At 48.0% G+C, this 20013-nt stretch carries 18 protein-coding genes and 2 pseudogenes; 18 read left to right on the top strand and 2 right to left on the bottom strand.

Annotation, left to right across the window (positions count from 1 at the left end):
* Nucleotides 1–238: 238 nt before the first annotated feature.
* The 14 genes and pseudogenes from ISALK_RS11470 (at nt 239) to rsmI (ending at nt 11660) form a co-directional block, all read left to right on the top strand.
* Nucleotides 239–745 carry a hypothetical protein gene (locus tag ISALK_RS11470; RefSeq protein WP_160722409.1) on the top strand — a complete coding sequence of 169 codons (507 nt, stop codon included), beginning with the start codon at nt 239–241 and terminating at the stop codon, nt 743–745.
* A 136-nt stretch (nt 746–881) separates the two neighbouring features.
* Nucleotides 882–1559, top strand: coding sequence for a response regulator transcription factor (locus ISALK_RS11465; RefSeq protein ID WP_160722407.1), 678 nt, complete (start codon nt 882–884; stop codon nt 1557–1559).
* On the top strand, nt 1559–3034 hold the full coding sequence (locus tag ISALK_RS11460; RefSeq protein WP_160722405.1) for a sensor histidine kinase: 1476 nt from the start codon (nt 1559–1561) through the stop codon (nt 3032–3034). The genes ISALK_RS11465 and ISALK_RS11460 overlap by 1 nt, the downstream gene beginning before the upstream one ends.
* A gap of 103 nt (nt 3035–3137) precedes the next feature.
* Nucleotides 3138–3785, top strand: coding sequence for a TVP38/TMEM64 family protein (locus tag ISALK_RS11455; protein ID WP_160722403.1), 648 nt, complete (start codon nt 3138–3140; stop codon nt 3783–3785).
* Between the two features lie 12 nt (nt 3786–3797).
* A complete protein-coding gene (locus tag ISALK_RS11450) occupies nt 3798–4109 on the top strand; it encodes a hypothetical protein (protein WP_160722401.1) in 312 nt (103 codons plus the stop codon).
* A 42-nt stretch (nt 4110–4151) separates the two neighbouring features.
* On the top strand, nt 4152–4682 hold the full coding sequence (locus ISALK_RS11445; RefSeq protein ID WP_160722399.1) for a DUF6106 family protein: 531 nt from the start codon (nt 4152–4154) through the stop codon (nt 4680–4682).
* 18 nt (nt 4683–4700) lie between these two features.
* The gene (locus ISALK_RS11440; RefSeq protein WP_160722397.1) at nt 4701–6143 is read left to right on the top strand and encodes an aminotransferase class I/II-fold pyridoxal phosphate-dependent enzyme; all 1443 of its coding nucleotides are present in this window, start codon (nt 4701–4703) and stop codon (nt 6141–6143) included.
* Nucleotides 6144–6147: 4 nt separating this feature from the next.
* Nucleotides 6148–6729 (top strand): annotated as a pseudogene (tmk, locus tag ISALK_RS15620) (dTMP kinase); the annotation flags it as partial.
* A 51-nt stretch (nt 6730–6780) separates the two neighbouring features.
* Entirely contained in the window at nt 6781–7110 is a 330-nt protein-coding gene (darA, locus tag ISALK_RS15615; protein ID WP_236660365.1) for a cyclic di-AMP receptor DarA, read from the top strand.
* A gap of 17 nt (nt 7111–7127) precedes the next feature.
* Nucleotides 7128–8117 carry a DNA polymerase III subunit gene (locus ISALK_RS11430; protein ID WP_160722393.1) on the top strand — a complete coding sequence of 330 codons (990 nt, stop codon included), beginning with the start codon at nt 7128–7130 and terminating at the stop codon, nt 8115–8117.
* Nucleotides 8118–8132: 15 nt separating this feature from the next.
* Nucleotides 8133–9020, top strand: a pseudogene (locus tag ISALK_RS15135) (PSP1 domain-containing protein); the annotation flags it as partial.
* A gap of 366 nt (nt 9021–9386) precedes the next feature.
* Entirely contained in the window at nt 9387–9863 is a 477-nt protein-coding gene (locus tag ISALK_RS11420) for a hypothetical protein (RefSeq protein WP_160722389.1), read from the top strand.
* The gene (locus tag ISALK_RS11415; RefSeq protein WP_160722387.1) at nt 9863–10591 is read left to right on the top strand and encodes a tRNA1(Val) (adenine(37)-N6)-methyltransferase; all 729 of its coding nucleotides are present in this window, start codon (nt 9863–9865) and stop codon (nt 10589–10591) included. The genes ISALK_RS11420 and ISALK_RS11415 overlap by 1 nt, the downstream gene beginning before the upstream one ends.
* A 109-nt stretch (nt 10592–10700) precedes the next feature.
* The gene (gene rsmI, locus ISALK_RS11410) at nt 10701–11660 is read left to right on the top strand and encodes a 16S rRNA (cytidine(1402)-2'-O)-methyltransferase (RefSeq protein WP_160722385.1); all 960 of its coding nucleotides are present in this window, start codon (nt 10701–10703) and stop codon (nt 11658–11660) included.
* Between the two features lie 328 nt (nt 11661–11988).
* On the opposite strand, the gene ISALK_RS11405 is transcribed toward rsmI, so the two are convergent.
* Nucleotides 11989–12225, bottom strand: a complete 237-nt coding sequence (locus ISALK_RS11405; protein WP_160722430.1) for an AbrB/MazE/SpoVT family DNA-binding domain-containing protein — start codon at nt 12223–12225, stop codon at nt 11989–11991.
* Between the two features lie 311 nt (nt 12226–12536).
* On the opposite strand from ISALK_RS11405, the gene ISALK_RS11400 reads away from it, so the two are divergent.
* A complete protein-coding gene (locus tag ISALK_RS11400; RefSeq protein WP_160722383.1) occupies nt 12537–14000 on the top strand; it encodes an HDIG domain-containing metalloprotein in 1464 nt (487 codons plus the stop codon).
* 113 nt (nt 14001–14113) lie between these two features.
* Here the strand turns inward: ISALK_RS11400 and ISALK_RS11395 are convergent, their stop codons facing one another.
* A complete protein-coding gene (locus ISALK_RS11395) occupies nt 14114–15556 on the bottom strand; it encodes a nicotinate phosphoribosyltransferase (protein ID WP_160722428.1) in 1443 nt (480 codons plus the stop codon).
* Between the two features lie 355 nt (nt 15557–15911).
* On the opposite strand from ISALK_RS11395, the gene metG reads away from it, so the two are divergent.
* From metG to ISALK_RS11380, 3 genes are all read left to right on the top strand, one after another.
* A complete protein-coding gene (metG, locus tag ISALK_RS11390; RefSeq protein ID WP_160722381.1) occupies nt 15912–17921 on the top strand; it encodes a methionine--tRNA ligase in 2010 nt (669 codons plus the stop codon).
* A 122-nt stretch (nt 17922–18043) separates the two neighbouring features.
* Nucleotides 18044–18808: a TatD family hydrolase gene (locus ISALK_RS11385; RefSeq protein WP_160722379.1), complete on the top strand. Its 765-nt coding sequence runs from the start codon at nt 18044–18046 to the stop codon at nt 18806–18808.
* Nucleotides 18809–18840: 32 nt separating this feature from the next.
* Nucleotides 18841–19986: an HD-GYP domain-containing protein gene (locus ISALK_RS11380; protein WP_160722377.1), complete on the top strand. Its 1146-nt coding sequence runs from the start codon at nt 18841–18843 to the stop codon at nt 19984–19986.
* Nucleotides 19987–20013 lie beyond the last annotated feature (27 nt).

Below are 20013 nucleotides of genomic sequence, written 5' to 3'. Positions count from 1 at the left end.
TAAAGACATGTCACAATAAAGTGTTAAAATTCTATGATTTATTTAGTATATCAAAAAATTCGAAATAAAACCATTGGCAGCGGGTAAAAAGGACTAGGGTGGAAAGTTTTTTGTCGAGAATTTTTCTTTGTTTTGTCACAGGCTTGTCACAAAATCATTGTACAATGGTTTTACAGCCTAAGGAAAGGACAGAAAAAATCCAAAAAATAAGCTACAAAAAATAAGGAGGCGTATAGTAATGAAAAATAAGAAAATGTTGATTGCGTTGGTTACAGCGGCGGTACTCTTGATGAGCGGGTTCGTCTTTGCCGACACCTTCACCGAGGGAGACGGCGGGTTCTTTCCGGGAGGCCCCGGGTACGGTGAGGAAGGATCCGGGTTCGGCGGATTCTTTGGCGGTATGAGAGGCCATCACCGAAGAGACACGGTAAGAGATGAATCGGACCGGGAAGATTATGGGAAAGGCGGTTTCTTCTTTGGCGGACCGGAGCACTGTTATTTTCTCGATGAAGACCGGGAAGACATCGACTGGGAAGACATCGACCGAGAAGACTATCGAGAGCAGTGGCTGGAACAACGGACAACAGCGGTAGACGAGGCCCTGGAAGCCGGAGAAATCTCCGAAGAGGAAGCCTTGGAGTATAAGGAAATCCTGGAAGAACGGAGCCTGGAATTTGAAGAGGAAGGAAGTTTTCAAAGAGGCGGCGGCCGAGGTCGAGGCAGAAGTCGGGGACATATGTGGTAAAGGATTTCTCAGCCACCGATAACACCTTAGAAACACCGAAAAAAAGGAAAGAAGTATAATTTTCAGCCGGCAATGTATATTGTCGGTTTTTTTGTTATACTAAACCTAGGAAAAGCTATTATTAGGAGGGAATAAAGTGACGGGAAAAAAAATATTGATCGCCGAGGATGAGAAAAAAATCCGGGAACTTCTAAGCCTCTATTTGAAAAAGGAAGGCTTTAACGTATATGAAGCGAAAAATGGAAGGGAAGCCCTGGAGCGTTTTGATAGGGAAGTCTTTGATGTGTTGGTACTGGATGTGATGATGCCCGAATATGACGGATGGTCGGTACTGAAAAGAGTCCGGAAAACCAGCAGCCTGCCGGTACTGATGCTTACCGCAAGGGAAGAGGAGGAGGATAAACTCTTCGGTTTCGAATTGGGGGTGGATGATTACGTAACCAAACCCTTCAGTGTAAAAGAGGTGGTGGCCCGGGTCAAAGCCCTGCTGAAGCGGGGAGGGGAAAGCTCCCGGGAGGGGAGCCTTACCTATCGGGAACTGACCGTGGATGCAAGGGAACATGAGGCGCGGATCGGAAAGGAAAAGCTACCTCTTACCCTGAAGGAATTTGATTTGCTGACCCTTTTTCTGGAAAACAAAAATCAAGCCTTGAGCCGTGAACAGATTTTAGACCGGGTTTGGGGTTTTGATTATTACGGGGATCTTCGAACCGTGGATACCCACGTTAAAAGGCTCCGCAGGAAAATGGGAGAACTGGGGGATCGGATCACCACTGTGCGGGGCGTCGGTTATCGCTTGGAGGAGGAGGAATAATGAAGGGATCCAGTATTTTTACAAAACTCTTTACCGCTTTTATGGTTCTTACCCTGCTCTTAATCGGCGGGGTGTGGTTTGTGCAAAACCAGTTCCTGGAAGAATATTACTATCAGCGGACCATCGAGAACCAGGAAGAAAGGGGAAGGGAGCTACTTACGGACATTCAGCCCCTGGAGGAAATAGATGAGGAGTTACAGAGCTTTTTGGAACAACAAAGTCGGATCCTGGGTACGGAAATAGCCCTTTTTTCCCTGGAGGGAGAAACCCTTTATGAAACCGGTACCCGGGGGCATATGCCCATGATGAATCATGGAAGAGGAAGGGAGGTGCTAGGAGAAGAAGAGTTGACACAGCTGCAGGAAGAAGGAGTCCTCTCCCTACGGGAAACCGAAGATCCTCACCGGGGAGGAATGGCCCGGCGGATGCAGGAAACCGATACCCTGTATACCTATGTGTCAAGGGAGGGGCTGATCCTCCGTCTGCAAACAACTCTGAATCCTATCCAACAGGGGATTCAGTTAACCCAGGATTTTTATCTGTGGATTCTTCTCTTCGGGGGGCTCCTGGCTTTTTTGCTGTCCTTTCTTTTCTCCCGGAGGATCGCCCGGCCCATCGAGGACCTTACGGAAGTGGCGGGGGAAATGAGTCGGATGAACTTTGAAGTGCGGTATACAGGAGAAGAAAAAGGGGAAATCGGCGAGCTGGGCAATACCCTGAACCATCTGACAAAGGCCCTGCAGGAGACCATCGACCAGCTAGAACAGGAGCTGGAGAAGGAAAAAAACCTGAAAAAGCTCCGCCGGGAGTTTATCGCCCGGGTCTCCCATGAACTGAAGACCCCCATCGCCGTGATCAAAGGGTATTCGGAAGCCCTGGAGGACGGAATTTACCAAAGTCCCCGGGAACGGGAGGGGTATGTGAAAATCATCCAGGAGGAAAGCTTGAAAATGGATCACATGCTCCGGGAAATCTTGGATCTTTCCCGATTGGAAACCCGTCACATGGAGTTGAAGGAAGAGGCGTTGGAGATCCAACCCTACACACAAAAAATCATAGAAAAGCTTAAGGGAATTGATACGGAAAAGAAACTGATCCTAAGAAATGAATTGAAGGATCCGAAAACCTTGATCAAGGGAGACGCCTATCGTCTCGAGCAGATTGTAAGCAACTTTATCAAAAATGCCCTGGAGCACAGCGAAGGATCCGAAGTGGAAGTTCGATTAAGGGAAGAGGAAAAATCTCAGGGGCCGGCAAGGATCCGAATGGAAATCAAAAACCCCGGGAATCCCCTGTCCCAAGAGGAGCAGGAAAAGATTTGGGAAAGTTTTTATAAACGGGAAGAAAAAAAAGGCAGCGGTCTCGGTCTTTCCATTGCCGCCGGATTGTTAAAGCTGATGAACAGCAATTTCGGAACCTACAACGAACCTCCGGGGGTGGTGTTTTATTTCACCCTGGAAAAGTTGAAAAAATAAGGCTTCCCCGGGAAAATACTTTTGAATTCCCCGGGGCTTTATATTATAATGGGAAAGATCAAACTATTTTGTAATAGATAAGTAACAGAGAGGACTTTTCGAAATGACGGGAAAAAATAGATCCATAGGAATCATCGCCGGGGTAATGATCTTTTTCGTGCTATACCTCATCGACCGGCTGGGAATCATAGGAATTCAACCGGACGTAGACAGCATCCGGGCTTTAATTGAAGAAGGGGGGATGTGGAGCATCATCGTTTTCCTCTTCATCTGTATGTTCCGTCAACTTTTTTTCTTGCCCACAACGGTGGTCTATATCAGCGGCGGTCTGATCTTCGGTCCTTTGCTGGGATCCCTTTATTCGGTTACCGGACATACGGTAAACATCTTCCTTGCCTACGTTGTAGGCCTGCGTTTTAAAGAGAGCATCCGGCGGTTTATCAGTGTAAAATATGTGGAAAAACTCCGAAAGGCAAAGAAACAGGGATCCTTCAAACCCCTTTTTGCCATGCGGGTCACCCCCGGATTTCCCGTGGACCCCATCAGCTTTGGTGCGGGATTTGTGGAGATGAATTTTAACATCTATTTTTTGGCAAGCGTTCTAGGATCCGTACCGAAAATTGTGGTCTACAGCTATTTAGGTCAGCGGCTGGAGAACATATTCGCCATGGAAACCATACTTGCCCTGGGCTCTTTACTGATTTTAGCCCTGATACCCTACCTTTTTAAAAACGGACAGGAAGCTCTATAGGAGGAACGAATCATGGAACACCTTCAAAACCTATTGGATTATGCACAACGCTATATTACCGTGGAATTGTTTATCTTGATTATACTGATCATCGGTACTTTTTTAATATTTGCCTTTTTGATCCAGGACGTGTTTCAGGATTATTTTAAGGATTACGGGGATAAAAAGAAAAGGGAGCGGGAAGAGGGAAAAGCCCAGAGTCGACCAAGGGTTGTGAAGACCCCCGGGACCCCGGAGGAAAAGAAAAAAAAGGGTTCCCGGACGGCAAAATCCTCCAAGGCAAAGGGGAAAAGTAAGCTCCGAAATAATAAAACAGATGGATAATATAAAGAAGCATGGATAAATTAAGGGCAAAGAGGTGATATTATGGGAAAAATTGCAAGATGCTCCATCAAAGAAAAACCGTCGATGAAAACCGCGGCGGTTTATGTAATAGGAATTATTTTCGGTATCAACGCTTTGGTAATGCTTAGCAATATGCTACCTCCCTTATGGGGCGGGATTGTAAGTATCGGGATCATTATTTTGACGGTCCTGCTGACCTCCTATCTGATCAATCGAAAATTAGCGGAGTATATTTACTCGATTATAGATGATGATTTCCTGGTGTTTAAGAAAATCGGCTCCCGGGAAAAATTGATGCTGAAGGTGAAACTCCGGGATATTACGGAAATCACCCCCCTTAAGGAAGACCGGGAAAAACGGGAAAAAAAAGTGAAAAGAACCTATATGTTTTCCTGCAAACTAAAAGGGAAAGGGCTTTATGTTGGAAAGTTTCAGGAGGGAAAGCATAAATACCGTTTCATCATTCAACCCAACGAGGGATTTTTAAAAGCCCTGAGAAGGGAAATTAAAGCACAGCAAATGAAGGAACAGTCAATCAACGGCGAAGCATAAGGAAAGGAGGGGTTTTTTATGAGCACCCCGCTGCTTAAAACCTTAGAAGCCTTAAAAAAAGAGAATCGAATTTCCTTTCATACCCCGGGACATAAGAAGGGCAACGCTTTTGAGATTTTCGGGGACGGAGGGATTCAAGGGAATCTCTATCAATATGACACCACCGAGGTGTTCGGTACCGATCAGCTCCAGGATCCCTCCGGGGTGCTGGAAAAATCCCGGCAGTGGACCGCCGATATTTTCCAAGGCTCCCAGGCCTATTATCTTGTCAACGGCTCCAGCGCCGGGGTTCTCGCCATGATCCTGTCCCAAACCAGGCCCGGGGAGGAAATTCTGCTTCCCCGGGACGTTCATCAATCAGTGATCCACGCTTTAATTCTCGGGGATTTGACGCCGCGGTTCATTCCGCCGGAAATAGACCCTCTGTATAAAATCCCCAAGGGAACCACATTGGAAAAAGTACAGTGGGGCCTGGAAAAGCACCCCAATTGCAAAGGGGTGCTACTCACCCATCCTAATTACTACGGCAGAGGGTCACAGCTTCAGGAAATCCGTGACCTCACGAAAGCCCGGGGGAAAATCCTTTGGGTGGACCAAGCCCACGGGGCCCATTTGGGTCTTCACAGCGACCTTCCCCAGTCCGGGGTGGAGGCGGGGGCCGACCTGACGGTGATGAGTTTTCATAAAACCCTCCCCGCCATGACCCAAAGCGCCGTCCTCTTTGCCGGGGGAGACCTTGTGGACCGGGACCGCTTACAGGAACAGCTAAACATCCACCAAAGCTCGAGTCCTTCCTATATTCTAATGGCCTCCATTGAACAGGCGGCAGCCCTGTACCGACAGGAGGGGAGAGAAAGGATGAAAGCCCTCTTGGAGGGAATGGACCGTTTGGAAAAGAAGTTTCAAAACCTGAAGCTTTTTCAACTGGACCGGGCGCCGGGAAAGGACCGGACCAAGATTTGGATCCATACGGAAAACAGCGGACTTTCAGGAGAGGAAGTGGAGACCTGGATTCGAGACAAACAGGGCATCGATCTGGAGCTTTCCCTGCCTCAGGGGGTGTTGGCCCTGGCTTCCATAGGAAATCGAGAAAAAGATTTGGAAAAACTGTATTTAGCCTTTGAGGAACTGGAAAAAACATTATATAATAAGGGAAAGATGGAAAATTCCGTGAAGCATACCCCCGGGAAACCTCCGACGGAAAGCTTTTACCGGGAGACGGAAAAAAAACTCCCCATAAGAGAGGCCTTTTACAGGACCAAAGAAAGGGTATCAATTAATAAGAGCCTGCACCGAAGGGCGGGCAGCGCCGTCACCCCTTATCCTCCGGGAATTCCCTTGATTCTTCCCGGAGAGATTATTACCCGGGGGCATATCGATAAACTTGTGGAATTAAGGGATAAGAAAACCAAGGTGAATGGATTGAAAGAAGGAAAAATTTTAGTTGTAACCGAGGAGTGAAGCTATGGAGAAGGGATTTTTCATTACCCTGGAAGGGACCGACGGAGCAGGAAAGTCCACCCAGATGAAGTATCTGAAGACGTTTTTTGAAGAGAAGGGCTATCCGGTGCTGTTAACCAGGGAACCGGGAGGCACCGCCATCGGTGAGAAAATCCGGGAGCTGATCCTGGATAATGCCAACGAAGAGATGAAGGATAAGACCGAAGCCCTGCTGTATGCCGCCGCCCGGGCCCAGCATGTGGAAGAGGTGATTCTTCCCGCTTTACAAGAAGGAAAAGTGGTGCTTTGCGACCGCTTCGTGGACTCCTCCATTGTCTATCAGGGCGAGGCCAGAAGCATTGGAAGGGAAAGCATTGAAGACATCAACCATTTTGCCACGGGGGGGCTCAGTCCCAATCTTACCCTGTGGTTCGATCTTCCCCCGGAAGAGGGACTGAAACGGGTAGCCTCCGGAGGAAAAGTCGATCGTCTGGAAAAAGAGGCCCTTCACTTCCATCAAAAAGTGTATGAAGGTTATCAAACCCTGAAAAATAAACACCCCCATCGAATCAAAGCCGTGGACGGAAAAAAGAGCATCGATGAGATGCGCCGGGAGATTCGAGGGATTGTAATAAAAAAATTGAAGGAGGTCTATGGAATGAAACTTGTAATTGCCATTGTCAATGATGAGGATGCCAACAAGCTGCTAGACAGTTTGACGGAGAATCGCCACCGGGTAACCAAGCTTGCCACCACGGGAGGGTTTTTGAAAGCGGGAAACACCACTTTTTTAATCGGAACCGAGGACGATCAGGTAGACCAGGTTATGGATATTATCAAGGATAAATGCGAAACCCGAAAGCAGGTAGCCACCTCCCCCGCCCCGGTATCGGGAACCACCGGCGTCTATGTCCCCCACCCGATTGAAGTGAATGTGGGAGGGGCCACGGTATTTGTGGTGGACGTGGAAAAACATTTTAAAATTTAACCGCTAGGAGATAAAATATGGGATTTTCAACAGTACTGGGCCAGGATTATTTAAAAAATAAAGTGCTAAGGCAAATTAAGGGAAACACCCTGAGTCATGCCTATCTGATTTACGGAAATCCGGGACTGGATCCTCAGGGTTTTGCCAAGATCTTCGCCCAAGGGATTTTATGCAAGGAAAGAGCGGGTGAAATTCCCTGTGGTAAGTGCATCCCCTGTAAAAAAGTTCTGGGGGACAATCATGAAGATCTGAAGGTCTATCCCGAGGAAACCCTGAAGGTGGAGGAAATCCGAAACCTGGAAAAGGATATTCACATCAAGCCCTATAGTGCAGGGAAAAAAATATACATCATCAATCATGGGGAAGGCATCACCCCCCAGGGGCAAAACGCGCTGTTAAAAACCCTGGAGGAACCCCCGAGCTTTGGGATCATTCTCATTGTGGCCCGGGGAAAGGAAGCGCTGCTCCCCACGATTCAATCAAGGTGTCAAGGCCTGGGCCTTAAACCGGTAGCCGGGGAAGAGATTTACGAGGCCCTGAAAAACAGCTGGGGCTACCCGGAAGAGAAAGCCCGGGAAGCTTCGAAAATTGCGGGAGGAAAGATTAAAACCGCCCTCAGGTTTTTGGAGGATGAAGATTTTGAAAACCGAAGAAAGCAATTATTCTATTTATACCGGCAGATGGAGGAAAAAGGGATTACCGAGAGCATGGAAGCCATGGAAAAGCTTTCCGTTGAAAAGGATCAAATAGAAGAGGTCTTGGATTTAAGCTTAAGTTTCTTTCGGGATCTTTTATTATATAAAGAGCTTCAGGATCCCCGGTGGCTCATTCATGGGGACCAGGAGAAAATCATTCAAGACCTGGGCAAAAAGTCCGGGTTCAAGGGAATTTTAAAGGCCCTGGAAGAAGTGGAGAAAATGCAAAACTATGCCAGAGCCAATGTCAGTCCGAAGTCGATATTAGAAATGTTAGTCCTGAATGTGCATCAGGCTTTAAGTGATAAATAGGAGGTTTAAAACCATATGGAAACCGTAGTAGGCGTACGATTTAAAAAAGCGGGGAAAGTGTATTATTTTGACCCGGGAGATTTAGAGATTTTCAAAACCGATAAAGTAATTTTAGAAACCGCCCGGGGGCTAGAACTAGGGGAAGTTGTCGTCGGTCCCAAGGAAGTCTCGGAAAAGGAAGTGGTCTCTCCCTTAAAGCAGGTTATTCGAAAGGCCACCAAGGAAGACATGGCAGCCTATGAGGGAAACAAGGGAAAGGAAAAGGATGCCTTTGAAATCTGCAGCAAAAAAATCGAAGACCACGGCTTGGAAATGAAACTTGTGGACGTGGAATATACCTTTGACAACAACAAAATCATTTTCTTCTTTACCGCGGAGGGCCGGGTGGATTTTCGGGAGCTGGTCAAGGATCTGGCCTCGGTATTCAAAACCCGGATCGAGCTTCGTCAAATCGGTGTCCGGGATGAGGCGAAAATGATCGGCGGCTACGGCCCCTGTGGAGTCAGTCTTTGCTGTTCCACCTGGTTAGGGGAGTTTGATCCCGTATCGATTAAAATGGCCAAGGATCAGGGACTGTCCCTAAATCCCACGAAAATTTCCGGGGTCTGCGGCAGACTCTTTTGCTGTTTAAAGTACGAACATGAGGTTTATAAAGCGGTACTGAAGAAGATGCCCCAACAGGGAGACCGGGTTAAAACCCAGCTGGGAACCGGTGTCATCGTCAAAACCAATCCCCTGTTAGAGCAGGTGAAGGTGCGGGTGACCTTAGAAGAGGACGGCTCTGAGGAAATCAAAATCTTCCCCATTGAGGAGATTACCAAAATCCCCAAGGGGAGCCGGGGAAAGCCCGAGGACGGTAAGAAGAAAGAGGACGGCAAAAAGCAAGAGGACAGCAAAAAGACAGAAGATCGTAAAAAGATGGAGAACGGCAAAAAGAATGAAGACAGCAAAACCACCGGGGACAGAAGGAAAAGCGAAGGCGGTAAAAAATCCGCAGAAAGTCCGGGAAAGGAAAAGTCCCCTGAAGGTAAAAAGCCTGACGAAGGCCAAAAGGCCGCCGGGGAGAAAAAGTCTTCCAGGGAGAAAACCGAAGGTAAGAAGGCTTCGGATAAGAAACCCTCGGATAAAAAGTCGAAGCCCCGATCCAAACGGCCCCAAGGAAAGAAAAGGCCCCCCCGGGGATCCCAGAAAAAAGGGAAATCCCCTCAAGAAAAGCCTAAAGGGGAGGCGAAGGGTCCATCGAAGAACGAGTAAAAGGGAGGAAAACCCATGCGCATGAAAAATAAAGATATTTTAAAAATTGCAGCGATTATTTTCCTGGCCTTTGCATTGATTGCGGTGTTCCGCTGGGTAATCTTTGATGAAAACAACACAGACCCTGGGGACGGAAGAAGGGCCCCCGAGGAAAGAGAGTCGGCCACGGAGGTCTTCGGGGACCTGTCCATAGAAACCCTGGAGGGAGAGCCCAGCTCCATAGAAGAAAATGAAGGCATGCCCATCGTCCTAACTTTTTGGGAGCCGGAGGATGAAGAAAGTCAGGAGCAATTGTTGATCTTGGATAATTTATTGTTGTTACTGGAGGATGACGTGGCCTTTTTATCGGTGTTTGAGCCCGAGGATTATGATGTGCCCTATACCGCAGTGATCGATTCCCGGGGAGGCATTTTTCAACAATACTCGGAGCTGGTCACGGAAGAAAGGTTGCTTGCCGATGTGGAAGAGCTATTGGAAAGGGAAGAGAATTAATGGAGCGAATCGATGACTTGCAGCTGAAAGGACTGAAAATCATACAAAACCCCAAGGGGTTTTGTTTTGGTATAGATGCGGTGCTTTTGGCGAATCATGTAAGGCTGAAACCCGGGGACCGGGTGGTGGACCTGGGGACCGGCACAGGAATAATCCCCTTGCTCTTGGCGGGAAAAAGCAGAACCTCCACCTTTCAGGGCTTGGAGCTTCAGGAGTCGGTGGTGGATATGGCTCAAAGAAGTGTGGCCCTGAACCAACTGGAGGATCGAATCGAAATCCTTCAAGGGGATCTCAAAGCTCCGGAGAGGGTATTTCCGAAAAGCGTTTATGATGTGGTCACCGCCAACCCTCCCTATATGCACCGGGAGGGACTGGTTAATCCCAAGGATGCAAAGGCCATCTCCCGCCATGAAGTGGCCTGTGACCTGGAGGATGTGGTCAAGGGAGCCGCCACCCTCCTTCGAACCCACGGCCGTTTTTATATGGTTCACCGGCCCAACCGCCTGGTGGACATCCTGTTTTTCATGCGGAGCCACGGCCTTGAACCCAAAGGGCTGACCATGATTCAGCCGAAAACAGGGAAAGCGCCGAATTTATTGATTGTTGAAGGCAGGAAAGGGGCAGGAAAGGAACTGAAAATCAAACCCCCTTTGATCATTTATGAAGAATCCGGGGCCTACACAAAGGAGACCCTGGCATTATACAATCAGCAAAATCTGGAAGGATAAGGGCAGGGGAAGTCCCCCTGGGGCAAGACCCCATGGGCTAGAACCCCGGGAAAGACCCCTGGGGAAAACACCCCGGATAAGGAAAGTGTAAAAAAGGGAGAGCTTAGCGATGAAGGACGAAAAAAAAGAACGGCGAACTGGGGAAGCTCAGGGAAGGGACCGAAGAGAGGACCGAGGAAAGGATCCGGGAAAGGACCCGGGAAAGGACCCGGGAAGCTCAGGGAAATTCAACCATGCTCCGGGAACCCTGTGGGTGGTGCCCACCCCCATCGGAAACTTGGAGGACATCACCCTTCGGGCCCTCCGAATCTTGAGGGAAGTGGATAAAGTAGCGGCGGAGGATACGAGAAACAGTCGAAAGCTGCTAACCCATTTTGAGATTCACAAACCCCTGGTCAGCTACCATGAGCACAATGAAAAACAGCGAAGCCAAAGCATCCTCCGGGATCTGGAAGCGGGGCTTTCCATTGCCCTGATCTCCGATGCGGGGATGCCGGGGATTTCCGACCCCGGTTTTGAATTGATTCAGCAGGTGATCGATGCAAACCTTCCCCTGGAGATCCTTCCGGGAGCCTCGGCCTTTGTCAATGCCCTGGTGGGCTCCGGGCTGCCCAACGGACGGTTTGTCTTTGAGGGCTTTTTAAGCCGGGAAAAAAAAGAGCGGAAAAAACGGCTGGAAAAGTTAAAAGAAGAGGAACGAACCATGCTATTCTACGAATCTCCCCACCGGATCAAGGATACCCTGAAGGATATGGAAGAAGTTTTCGGGGAGCGCCGGGGAGCCCTTGCCCGAGAGCTGACGAAACGCTATGAGGAGTTTATTCGAGGGAGCCTTCCTTTCCTGTTGAAGACCTTGGAAAAAGCCCCCCGAAAAGGGGAGATGGTATTGGTGGTGGAAGGCTTTCAGGGAAGAAAAGAAGAAGCCTTTCAGGATTTGACCATCGAAGAGCATTTATTGCTGGTCATGGAAACCGGTCTGTCGAAAAAGGATGCGGTAAAAAAAGTGGCAAAGGACCGGGGAATTCCCAAAAGGGAAGTCTATGAAGTGGGGATCGGTTTCGAGAAATAACCCCTGTTCGGGAAATAAACCCTATGTAACAGGTGGGAAAATATGGGAAAGCGAAGGGAATATAACATAAGAAATGTATAAAAAAGTGCATAAAGAAATGCATAAAGAAATGCATAAGAAATGCATAAAAAATGCATAAGAAATGCATAAAAAATGCATAAGAAATGCATAAAAAAATGCATAAGAAATACGTAAAAAATGTATAAAAAATGCATAAAACAGGAGATGAGAAGGCAAAAAAGGCATAAAAAAAGGGGTCTTGAAAAGACCCGATTTTTTATCCTTTGTAAGGGGTTTGGCGCCGCGGCATCGCCGGGACACAGGGGAATTACTTCATTTCGCTGATACAGGTATCACAGACGTTCTTTCCTTTGTAATGCACAACGTCCTTGGCGTTTCCGCAGAAAATACAAGCAGGCTCATATTTCTTCAGGATTACGCTTTCGCCGTCTACATAGATCTCTAAAGCGTCTTTTTCCATAATGTTTAGAGTTCGGCGAAGTTCGATGGGCAGTACCACACGACCCAACTCATCCACTTTTCTTACAATACCGGTTGATTTCATCATGATTTCATCCTCCTTCAGTTTATTAAAAGCCGGAAATAATTCGAGCTTTTATAACATTTTTCGACATTTTCACTTTAAATCATACCAGAGTTACCATAAAAAGTCAACGTTTCTACCAAAAGTTTTCCTTAAAATAATAAAAATTAACAAAACTTTCTGTGAAAACTCAAGGATCCCGGGTAAATAAGGCAATATAGGGAAATCCATTAAGGTTACAGGAAAAGAACCGTGATAAAGAAAGAATGATTTGCAAAATCATAGAAAAAGAGTAAAATAATAATAAAGAACCGAATTAGGAGATGATCGTAATGGATCGTATCATAAATACCATCGCCGGCAAGGCCAAGGAACGGGGGGAATCCTGTTATTTAGTGGGAGGCACCCTTCGGGATCTCCTGCTGAATCGGGATTTGTTAATTCAGGATTTGGATTTTGTCACGGAGAAGGATCCCAAGGATTTTGTCGAAAGTTTGCTGACTGTTCTGGAGGGAAAGTTGATTCCCATAGATAAAGGCAACCGTCTTTACCGAGTCCGTTTACCGGACGGTTTGATTCTGGATTTTACCCAAAGGGAAGGGGAGAGTATCGAAGAGGATTTAAAAAAGCGGGACTTTACCATTTCCGCCATGGCCTACCCCATGGATGCCCCCTGGCCCATGGAAAAGGAGTATATTATCGATCCCTTTAAGGGACAGCAGGATATTGAAAAGCGAAGGATTCGACATATTCGGGAAGAGGCCTTTGTGGAAGACCCCTTACGGCTGATCCGTGCCCCGAGGTTGATGTGTCAGCTGCGGTTCAATATGGGGGAGGAGACCATCAAAGTGATTCGAAAGCATGCCCACCGACTAACCGAGGTGGCGGGAGAGCGAATCACCCAGGAACTGTTTTTGATTTTACAACAGGATAAGACCTATCACTTTCTGACCTTTATGGATAAAAAACTGAATATCTTAAATAAAATCTTTCCGGAAATCGAAGAAATGAGGGATATCGGAGAATGCAAATACCATGTGGTGGACAGCTGGACCCACTCGGTCTACACCGTGAAAGTGGCGGAAAGCGTGATCTATGCCCAGGGATATTTTGAAGACCATATTCGGGAGGCCTATGAAGAGCATGCCCGGGAAAAAATTTCCGGCAATCATCGGCGAATTGACCTGATCAAACTGGGGGCCCTCTTCCACGATATCGGAAAACCCTCAGCGAAAAAAGTGGACCCCACGGGAAGAACCCGCTTTCGGGGCCATGAAATCACCGGGGCGGAGCTGGTAAAGGAGTATGGGGAGCGTTTAAAGTGGAGTAAAAGAGAAATCGCCCTGCTGTATAAATATGTGGCCCAGCATATGATTCCCTTGGTGCTGTATAAAAAGAATGATGTCAGCGGCAAGGCCTTGTATCAGTTTTTCTCCGAGGCGGGAAAGGAAACCCTGGATCTCCTGCTGATTGCCCTGGCCGACATTGTGTCCACCCGAAAACTATTGGATCCCCATGAAGAGATGGGAATGTTTAAAATCCATGTGGAATACATCGCCAACAATTACATCACCCGCTACCGGCCCATTGAAAACATCACAAACATCATTACCGGCCGGGAGGTTATGGAAGCGGTGAACCTTCCGGAAAGCACCTTTGTGGGGGAAGTACTGGAGGATTTGAAAAAGGCAATGTTCTACGGACAGGTTCCCCAGCACAAAGAAGGGGCCTTGAAATACCTTCGAAAGCACTATCCTTTAAAAGATTCCGGAAAAAAAACAATAAGGGAACCATAAAAAACAATAAGGATCCATAAAAAAGAATAAGGATCCATAAAAAAGAATAAGGATCCACAAAAAAACCGGGAGGCCCCTGCCAATGGCAGTAGGGAATCCCGGTTTTATTTTTTTTACTTTTGCGGGGGAATCTTATTTTCGTTCACCAAATTCTGCTTCAGCTGCCAGAGGGCCTCGGAAAGGTCCACCTTGTAAATCTGGGGACGGGTTAGCCGCTTATACTCCGGCCAGAGGGAGGCCAGCTCCTTAGAAACCTTCTCTTTGATTTCCTGAGTGCTTCGGCGGCGATAAACCAGCTTGCCCTCCACAAAAATGGGGGTTAAGAGCTTTTTCAACCGGTAGTCGGAAAAGGTGGTTTGCTTCCAGGTATAGATCGGATGAAAAATGGTTAAGGGCTGGCTCTCGTCCAGGACTTCATGCTCCAGGGTGATCAAGTCCGCCTGGGCGGTTTGGGTTTTTCTGTCATAGATCCGGTAGATGTTTTTAAAGCCGGGGTTGGTGATCTTTTCCGGGTTGTTGGAGATTTTGATTTTCGGAATCAGCTCTCCCTTCTGTTCCGCAGCACTGAGCTTGTATACGCCTCCCAGGGCGGGACAATCCTTGGAAGTGATCAGGTTCGTGCCCACTCCCCATCCGTCAATTTGGGCCTGCTGATCTTTTAAGGCCGTGATGGTATCCTCATCCAAATCACTGGAAGCCACGATGGTAGCCTTGGAAAAGCCGGCGGCGTCCAGCATATTCCGTGCCTGTTTCGAAAGGTAGGCAATATCCCCGGAATCGATGCGAATACCCTTGGGCTCATGGCCCCGGGCCCGAAGCTCCTTGAACACCTGAATGGCATTGGGGACCCCGGCCTCCAGGGTATTGTAGGTGTCCACCAACAGTAGGCATTCGTCGGGATAGGCCTTGGCGTAAGCCCGAAAGGCTTCAAGTTCCGAGGGGAACTTTTGAATCCAGCTGTGGGCTTGGGTACCCATCACGGACAGGTTGAATTTCATCCCTGCCAGGACGTTGGAGGTGGAGACGCAGCCACCAATCACTGCGGCTCTTGCGCCGTATACCCCGGCATCGGGACCCTGGGCCCGGCGAAGACCGAATTCAAACACCGGATCTCCCTTGGCGGCGGTGACAATCCGTGCGGCCTTGGTGGCAATCAAGGACTGGTGATTCATCACATTCAGCAAAGCGGTTTCGATTAGCTGGGTCTCAAAACAGGTGCCCTTTACCCGGAGGATGGGTTCATGGGGAAACATAATGGTCCCCTCTTCCACACCGTGAATGGTGCCTTTGAAGGTAAAGTTTCGAAGGGCGTCGATAAAATCCTCTCCGAAGGTTCCCAGAGAGGAAAGATAGGCCAGCTCATCCTCGTAAAATTTCAGGTTTTCAATGTAGTCAATAATCTGTTCGATCCCCGCAACAATGGTGTAACCGCTGTGACAAGGGTTTTCTCTGAAAAACAGATCAAAGACCACCTCTTCTTCCATCATGTCATTTTTTAAATAACCATTCATCATGGTCAGTTGATAAAAATCCGTCAGTAAAGAAAGGTGCTTCATTTGATTCATGGCGATACCTCTTTCCGCTTATATTTCATTCCTATGGAGCTGATTTACAGAATGATGGGTGCTTTTTTCTAAAGTCTTATTTCTCAAGTCTTACTAGTAAAGTCTCACTAAAACAAATTATATCAAATATTTAGGAAGGGCGCCAAGAAAACCTGAAGAATATTTTGATAGGCACTACACTTTGAAGAATATCTATAGTATAATGAGTTTTTAAGAGGCCTTGAGCTACTTCACCCTGATCGGGAATTTCCCGGGTGTGAAGTTTTTTAATATCAATTGTAATATCAACAGGAAAAAATCTCTGGTCATACAGGGTTTATATTAGGAAATAGAAGGAGTGAGCCTTATGTCAAAAGGAAATTATTATGTTACCACCCCGATTTACTACACCAACGCAAAACTGCATATCGGTCATACGTATACCACCGTGGCCGCCGATGCCTTGGCCCGGTTTAAGCGGTTTACCGGCTACGACGTAAAGTTTTTAACGGGAACCGACGAACACGGACAAAAAATTCAGGAAGCCGCGGAAAAACTGGGGAGAACTCCAAAGGAACATGTGGATGAAATGGTCAAAAGCATTAAAGCCCTCTGGAAGACCATGGACATCTCCCACGATGTGTTTATTCGCACCACCGATGAAAAGCATAAAAAAGGGGTGCAGCGGATTTTTCAACAGCTCTATGACCAGGGGGATATTTATAAGGACTTTTACGAAGGCTTTTACTGCAAGCCCTGTGAATCCTTCTGGACCCAGTCCCAATTACAGGAGAACCACGGCTGTCCCGAGTGCGGCAGGGAAACGGAGATGGCAAAGGAAGAGGCCTACTTCTTTAAGCTCTCAAAGTATGGGGACCGATTGAAAAAGCATTTTGAAGACCATCCCGAGATCTGTTACCCGGAAACCCGGCGTCGGGAAATGATCAACAATTTCCTTGAGCCCGGTCTGGAGGACCTGTGTGTTTCCAGAACCAGTTTCGACTGGGGGATTCCTGTGCCATTTGATACGGATCATGTGATCTACGTATGGTTTGATGCGGTATGCAACTATATCACCGCCCTGGGATACGGGGAGAAGCAGGACAGGGACTTTAAAAAATTCTGGCCCGCCAATGTCCATATTGTAGGAAAGGAAATCGTCCGTTTTCATACGATTATCTGGCCGGCGATGTTGATGGCCCTGGATTTGCCCCTGCCGGATAAAGTCTACGGTCACGGATGGATTCTCTTCGCCGCGGATAAAATGTCGAAATCCAAGGGCAATGTGGTGTATCCCGAGGTGCTGATTGAGCGCTACGGCCTGGATGCCTTGAAATACTTCTTACTTCGGGAGTTTGTCTTCGGCCAGGACGGAAACTACACCAATAAGACCTTTATCACCCGGCTGAACGCCGATCTTTCCAACGATCTGGGAAATCTCTTAAGTCGAACCGTGGCCATGGTGGAAAAATACAACGGAGGCATCATTCCCGAGGTAGACGCCATTGAAGCCGTGGACGAAGAGCTTCAGCAAATGGTCACCTCCGCCGGGGCGAAGGTGGAGGAGCATATGGAGGATCTGCAGTACCACGACGCCTTAGAAGAAATCTGGACCGTGATTGGACGGACCAACAAATATATCGATGAGACCACCCCTTGGGTACTGGCCAAGGATCCGGCCCAAAAGCCACGGCTGGATACCGTGCTTCGAAACCTGACGGAATCCCTGCGGGTGACGGCGATTCTTTTAAAGCCCTTTATGGAATCCACATCGAACAAGATCTGGAAGCAGCTGGGACTGAACCATGAGCAGCAATGGGCCGACGGCAAGTATTTTGGAAAAATCGAAGCCGGAACCCGGGTGAAAAAAGGGGAGGCTCTCTTCCCCCGTTTGGACGTGAAAAAGGAAGTGGAAATCCTGGAGGCGGAAAACAAAAAAGTTGCCCTGGCTCAGCAGGCCCAAAAACAGGAAGCGGCCCCAAAGAATGGGGAGAAAAATCAAGAGAAAAAAACCTCAAAGCCTGAAGAAAAGGAATCATCGGCGACGGAAACGCCCATGGCCACCATTGATGATTTTGCAAAACTGGAATTTAAAACCGCGAAAATCATTGAAGCCAAAGCCCATCCCAATGCGGATAAACTGCTGGTGCTTCAGCTGCAGGTGGGAGAGGAGACCCGTCAGGTGGTTTCCGGCATTGCCAAGGATTATCAGCCGGAAGATGTAATCGGAAAAGACGTGATCTTAGTGGCGAATCTGAAGCCCGTAAAACTTCGGGGAGAAAAATCGGAAGGGATGATCCTTGCGGCGTCCAACAAAGACAAGCTGGTGCTGGGCACCCTGGACGGAGAGATCCCTTCGGGGACCGAGGTAAGCTAAGGAAAGCTAAGAAAAGCTAAGGTAAACTAAAGAAAGCTAAGGTAAGCAAAGGGAAGTCCCTCAAGTGAAGGGTGAAAGATCAGTACTGAAATAAATAAGTTTGGTGTCAAAGGAGGATTAGGATGTTTGATTCCCATGCCCATATGGACGATAAGAAATTTGATAAGGATCGGGGAGACGTGTTAAAGGCCGCCAAGACTGCCGGGGTGAACTATATTGTAAACCCCGGTGCTGATATCACCTCTTCCGTGAGAGCCGTAAATTTAGCGAAGGAGTATGAGATGATTTATGCCGCCGTGGGGGTACATCCCCATAATGCCAAGGATTATGATGAAGAATCGGAAGAGACCCTTCGAAGCCTGGCCCAGGAGCGAAAAGTTGTGGCCATCGGAGAAATCGGTATGGACTTTCATTATAATTATTCCGACAAGGAAGCCCAGCGCCGGGCATTTAAATCCCAAATCCAGTTAAGTAAATCCCTAAAGCTGCCGATGATTATTCATGACAGGGAAGCCAACGGCGAGGTTTTTGATACCTTAACCGCCCATGAAGCCCAGGAATACGGCTGCATTATGCACTGCTACTCCGGAAGTCCGGAATTGGCCGAGGAGTACGTCAAAAGAGGGTATCATATTTCCCTTGGAGGGCCGATTACCTTTAAAAATGCGAAAAAGCCCTATGAGGTGGCCAAGGTGGTGCCCCTGGAGCAGCTGCTGATTGAAACCGATGCCCCTTATCTGGCGCCGGAACCCCGACGGGGACGAAGAAACGAGCCCCTTCTGGTGCGGTTTGTGGCGGCGAAAATTGCGGAGGCCAAGGGGATTTCCGTGGAGGAGGTCATCCGGGTCACCGAGGCCAATGCCAAAGCATTTTTCAAGATTCGCTAACAATCGGAAATCTATGTAAAAGGGGTGGAGAAATGGAGAAAAAAAACAAAACATGGGAAAAGATTTTTTCGACTAAGCTGGAAAAAGGCATGGTGTTAGCTGAGGACATCATCAATGAAGAGGGGATTCGATTACTGGTTCAGGGGACCGTGATTAAAGAATCCCATCGAATCAAAAGCATTTTAAAAATGAACCGCATTACCATGGTGAAGGTGGAGGCCGGGGAAGAGGCGAAGGAAGGGGAAGACGGAAAAGCCCCCTTGCAAGCCCCGGATCTGAAGCCCTTTGTTACGGAAAAAACCGAAGCCCAGCGGGAAGCGGAAAAAGAGCAAAAGTCCCAACGGGTATTTAACCAGCGGTTCCATGAAAAATGCGATCAGCTGCGACGGGATTTTGAAAAAATCGTATCGGGAGAGGCCGTAAAGTCCAGTGATTTATACCCGCGGATTCAGGACACCCTGGAAATCTTTCAAAAAGAGAACAATATCTTTCAATTGATGCAGAGTTTAAAGGAAGTCAAGGATCTGACCTATGCCCATGGGCAGAATGTGGCCCTGACCGCCTATTCCCTGGGGAAGTGGCTGGATCTGTCGAAGAACGAGTTAGAGGAGCTGATTCTAGCCTCCCTGCTGATCGATATCGGAAAAGCCCGGGTTCCCAAAGAGACCCTGTATAAAACCCAGCCCTTAAACGAGGATGAGAAAGTGGCGGTTCGCCGCCATGTGCTACATAGCTATGATATGATTAAAAATTATGACTGCATCGGAAAAGCGGTAAAAGAAGCGGTGCTGTACCATCATGAACGAATGGACGGCAGCGGTTATCCCATAGGACTGCAGGGAGAAGAAATCCCTCTTTACGCCAGGATTTTAGCCATTGCGGATCTGTATGCCGCCCTTACGGTGAAGCGGCCTTACCGGGAAGCAAAAACCCCCTTTGAAGCGATTGATATCATCCGTCAGGACTATATCGATAAACTGGACGGAGCCATTTGGTACACCTTTCTTCGGAAAATGGGGGACAACTTCATCGGACAGCGGGTAACCCTGAACACCGGAGGAGAAGGGAAAATTGTTTTCATGCCCTCCCAGGATATCACCCGGCCCATTGTGGAAATCGACGGAAAGCTCATTGATTTAAGCCGGGAGGAGACTTACCGGATTGAAAATTTCGCCTAGGAGTGGGCGCCTCCCTGATTAGAAAGC

This window comes from Isachenkonia alkalipeptolytica (assembly GCF_009910325.1).
In the GTDB taxonomy this organism is placed as follows: domain Bacteria; phylum Bacillota; class Clostridia; order Peptostreptococcales; family T1SED10-28; genus Isachenkonia; species Isachenkonia alkalipeptolytica.
The sequence above is the reverse complement of the archived record's forward strand: the minus strand, read 5'-3'. Positions and strand labels throughout refer to the sequence as shown.

Bases quoted from the DNA above. Each gene is read 5' to 3' on its own strand.
- metG (WP_160722381.1), top strand. From the start codon at position 15,912: ATGTCAAAAGGAAATTATTATGTTACCACCCCGATTTACTACACCAAC.
- ISALK_RS11405 (WP_160722430.1), bottom strand. From the start codon at position 12,225: ATGAAATCAACCGGTATTGTAAGAAAAGTGGATGAGTTGGGTCGTGTG.
- darA (WP_236660365.1), top strand. From the start codon at position 6,781: ATGAAACTTGTAATTGCCATTGTCAATGATGAGGATGCCAACAAGCTG.
- ISALK_RS11450 (WP_160722401.1), top strand. From the start codon at position 3,798: ATGGAACACCTTCAAAACCTATTGGATTATGCACAACGCTATATTACC.
- ISALK_RS11395 (WP_160722428.1), bottom strand. From the start codon at position 15,556: ATGAAGCACCTTTCTTTACTGACGGATTTTTATCAACTGACCATGATG.
- ISALK_RS11460 (WP_160722405.1), top strand. From the start codon at position 1,559: ATGAAGGGATCCAGTATTTTTACAAAACTCTTTACCGCTTTTATGGTT.
- ISALK_RS11400 (WP_160722383.1), top strand. From the start codon at position 12,537: ATGGATCGTATCATAAATACCATCGCCGGCAAGGCCAAGGAACGGGGG.
- ISALK_RS11380 (WP_160722377.1), top strand. From the start codon at position 18,841: ATGGAGAAAAAAAACAAAACATGGGAAAAGATTTTTTCGACTAAGCTG.
- ISALK_RS11455 (WP_160722403.1), top strand. From the start codon at position 3,138: ATGACGGGAAAAAATAGATCCATAGGAATCATCGCCGGGGTAATGATC.
- ISALK_RS11470 (WP_160722409.1), top strand. From the start codon at position 239: ATGAAAAATAAGAAAATGTTGATTGCGTTGGTTACAGCGGCGGTACTC.
- rsmI (WP_160722385.1), top strand. From the start codon at position 10,701: ATGAAGGACGAAAAAAAAGAACGGCGAACTGGGGAAGCTCAGGGAAGG.
- ISALK_RS11430 (WP_160722393.1), top strand. From the start codon at position 7,128: ATGGGATTTTCAACAGTACTGGGCCAGGATTATTTAAAAAATAAAGTG.
- ISALK_RS11445 (WP_160722399.1), top strand. From the start codon at position 4,152: ATGGGAAAAATTGCAAGATGCTCCATCAAAGAAAAACCGTCGATGAAA.
- ISALK_RS11440 (WP_160722397.1), top strand. From the start codon at position 4,701: ATGAGCACCCCGCTGCTTAAAACCTTAGAAGCCTTAAAAAAAGAGAAT.
- ISALK_RS11385 (WP_160722379.1), top strand. From the start codon at position 18,044: ATGTTTGATTCCCATGCCCATATGGACGATAAGAAATTTGATAAGGAT.
- ISALK_RS11420 (WP_160722389.1), top strand. From the start codon at position 9,387: ATGCGCATGAAAAATAAAGATATTTTAAAAATTGCAGCGATTATTTTC.
- ISALK_RS11415 (WP_160722387.1), top strand. From the start codon at position 9,863: ATGGAGCGAATCGATGACTTGCAGCTGAAAGGACTGAAAATCATACAA.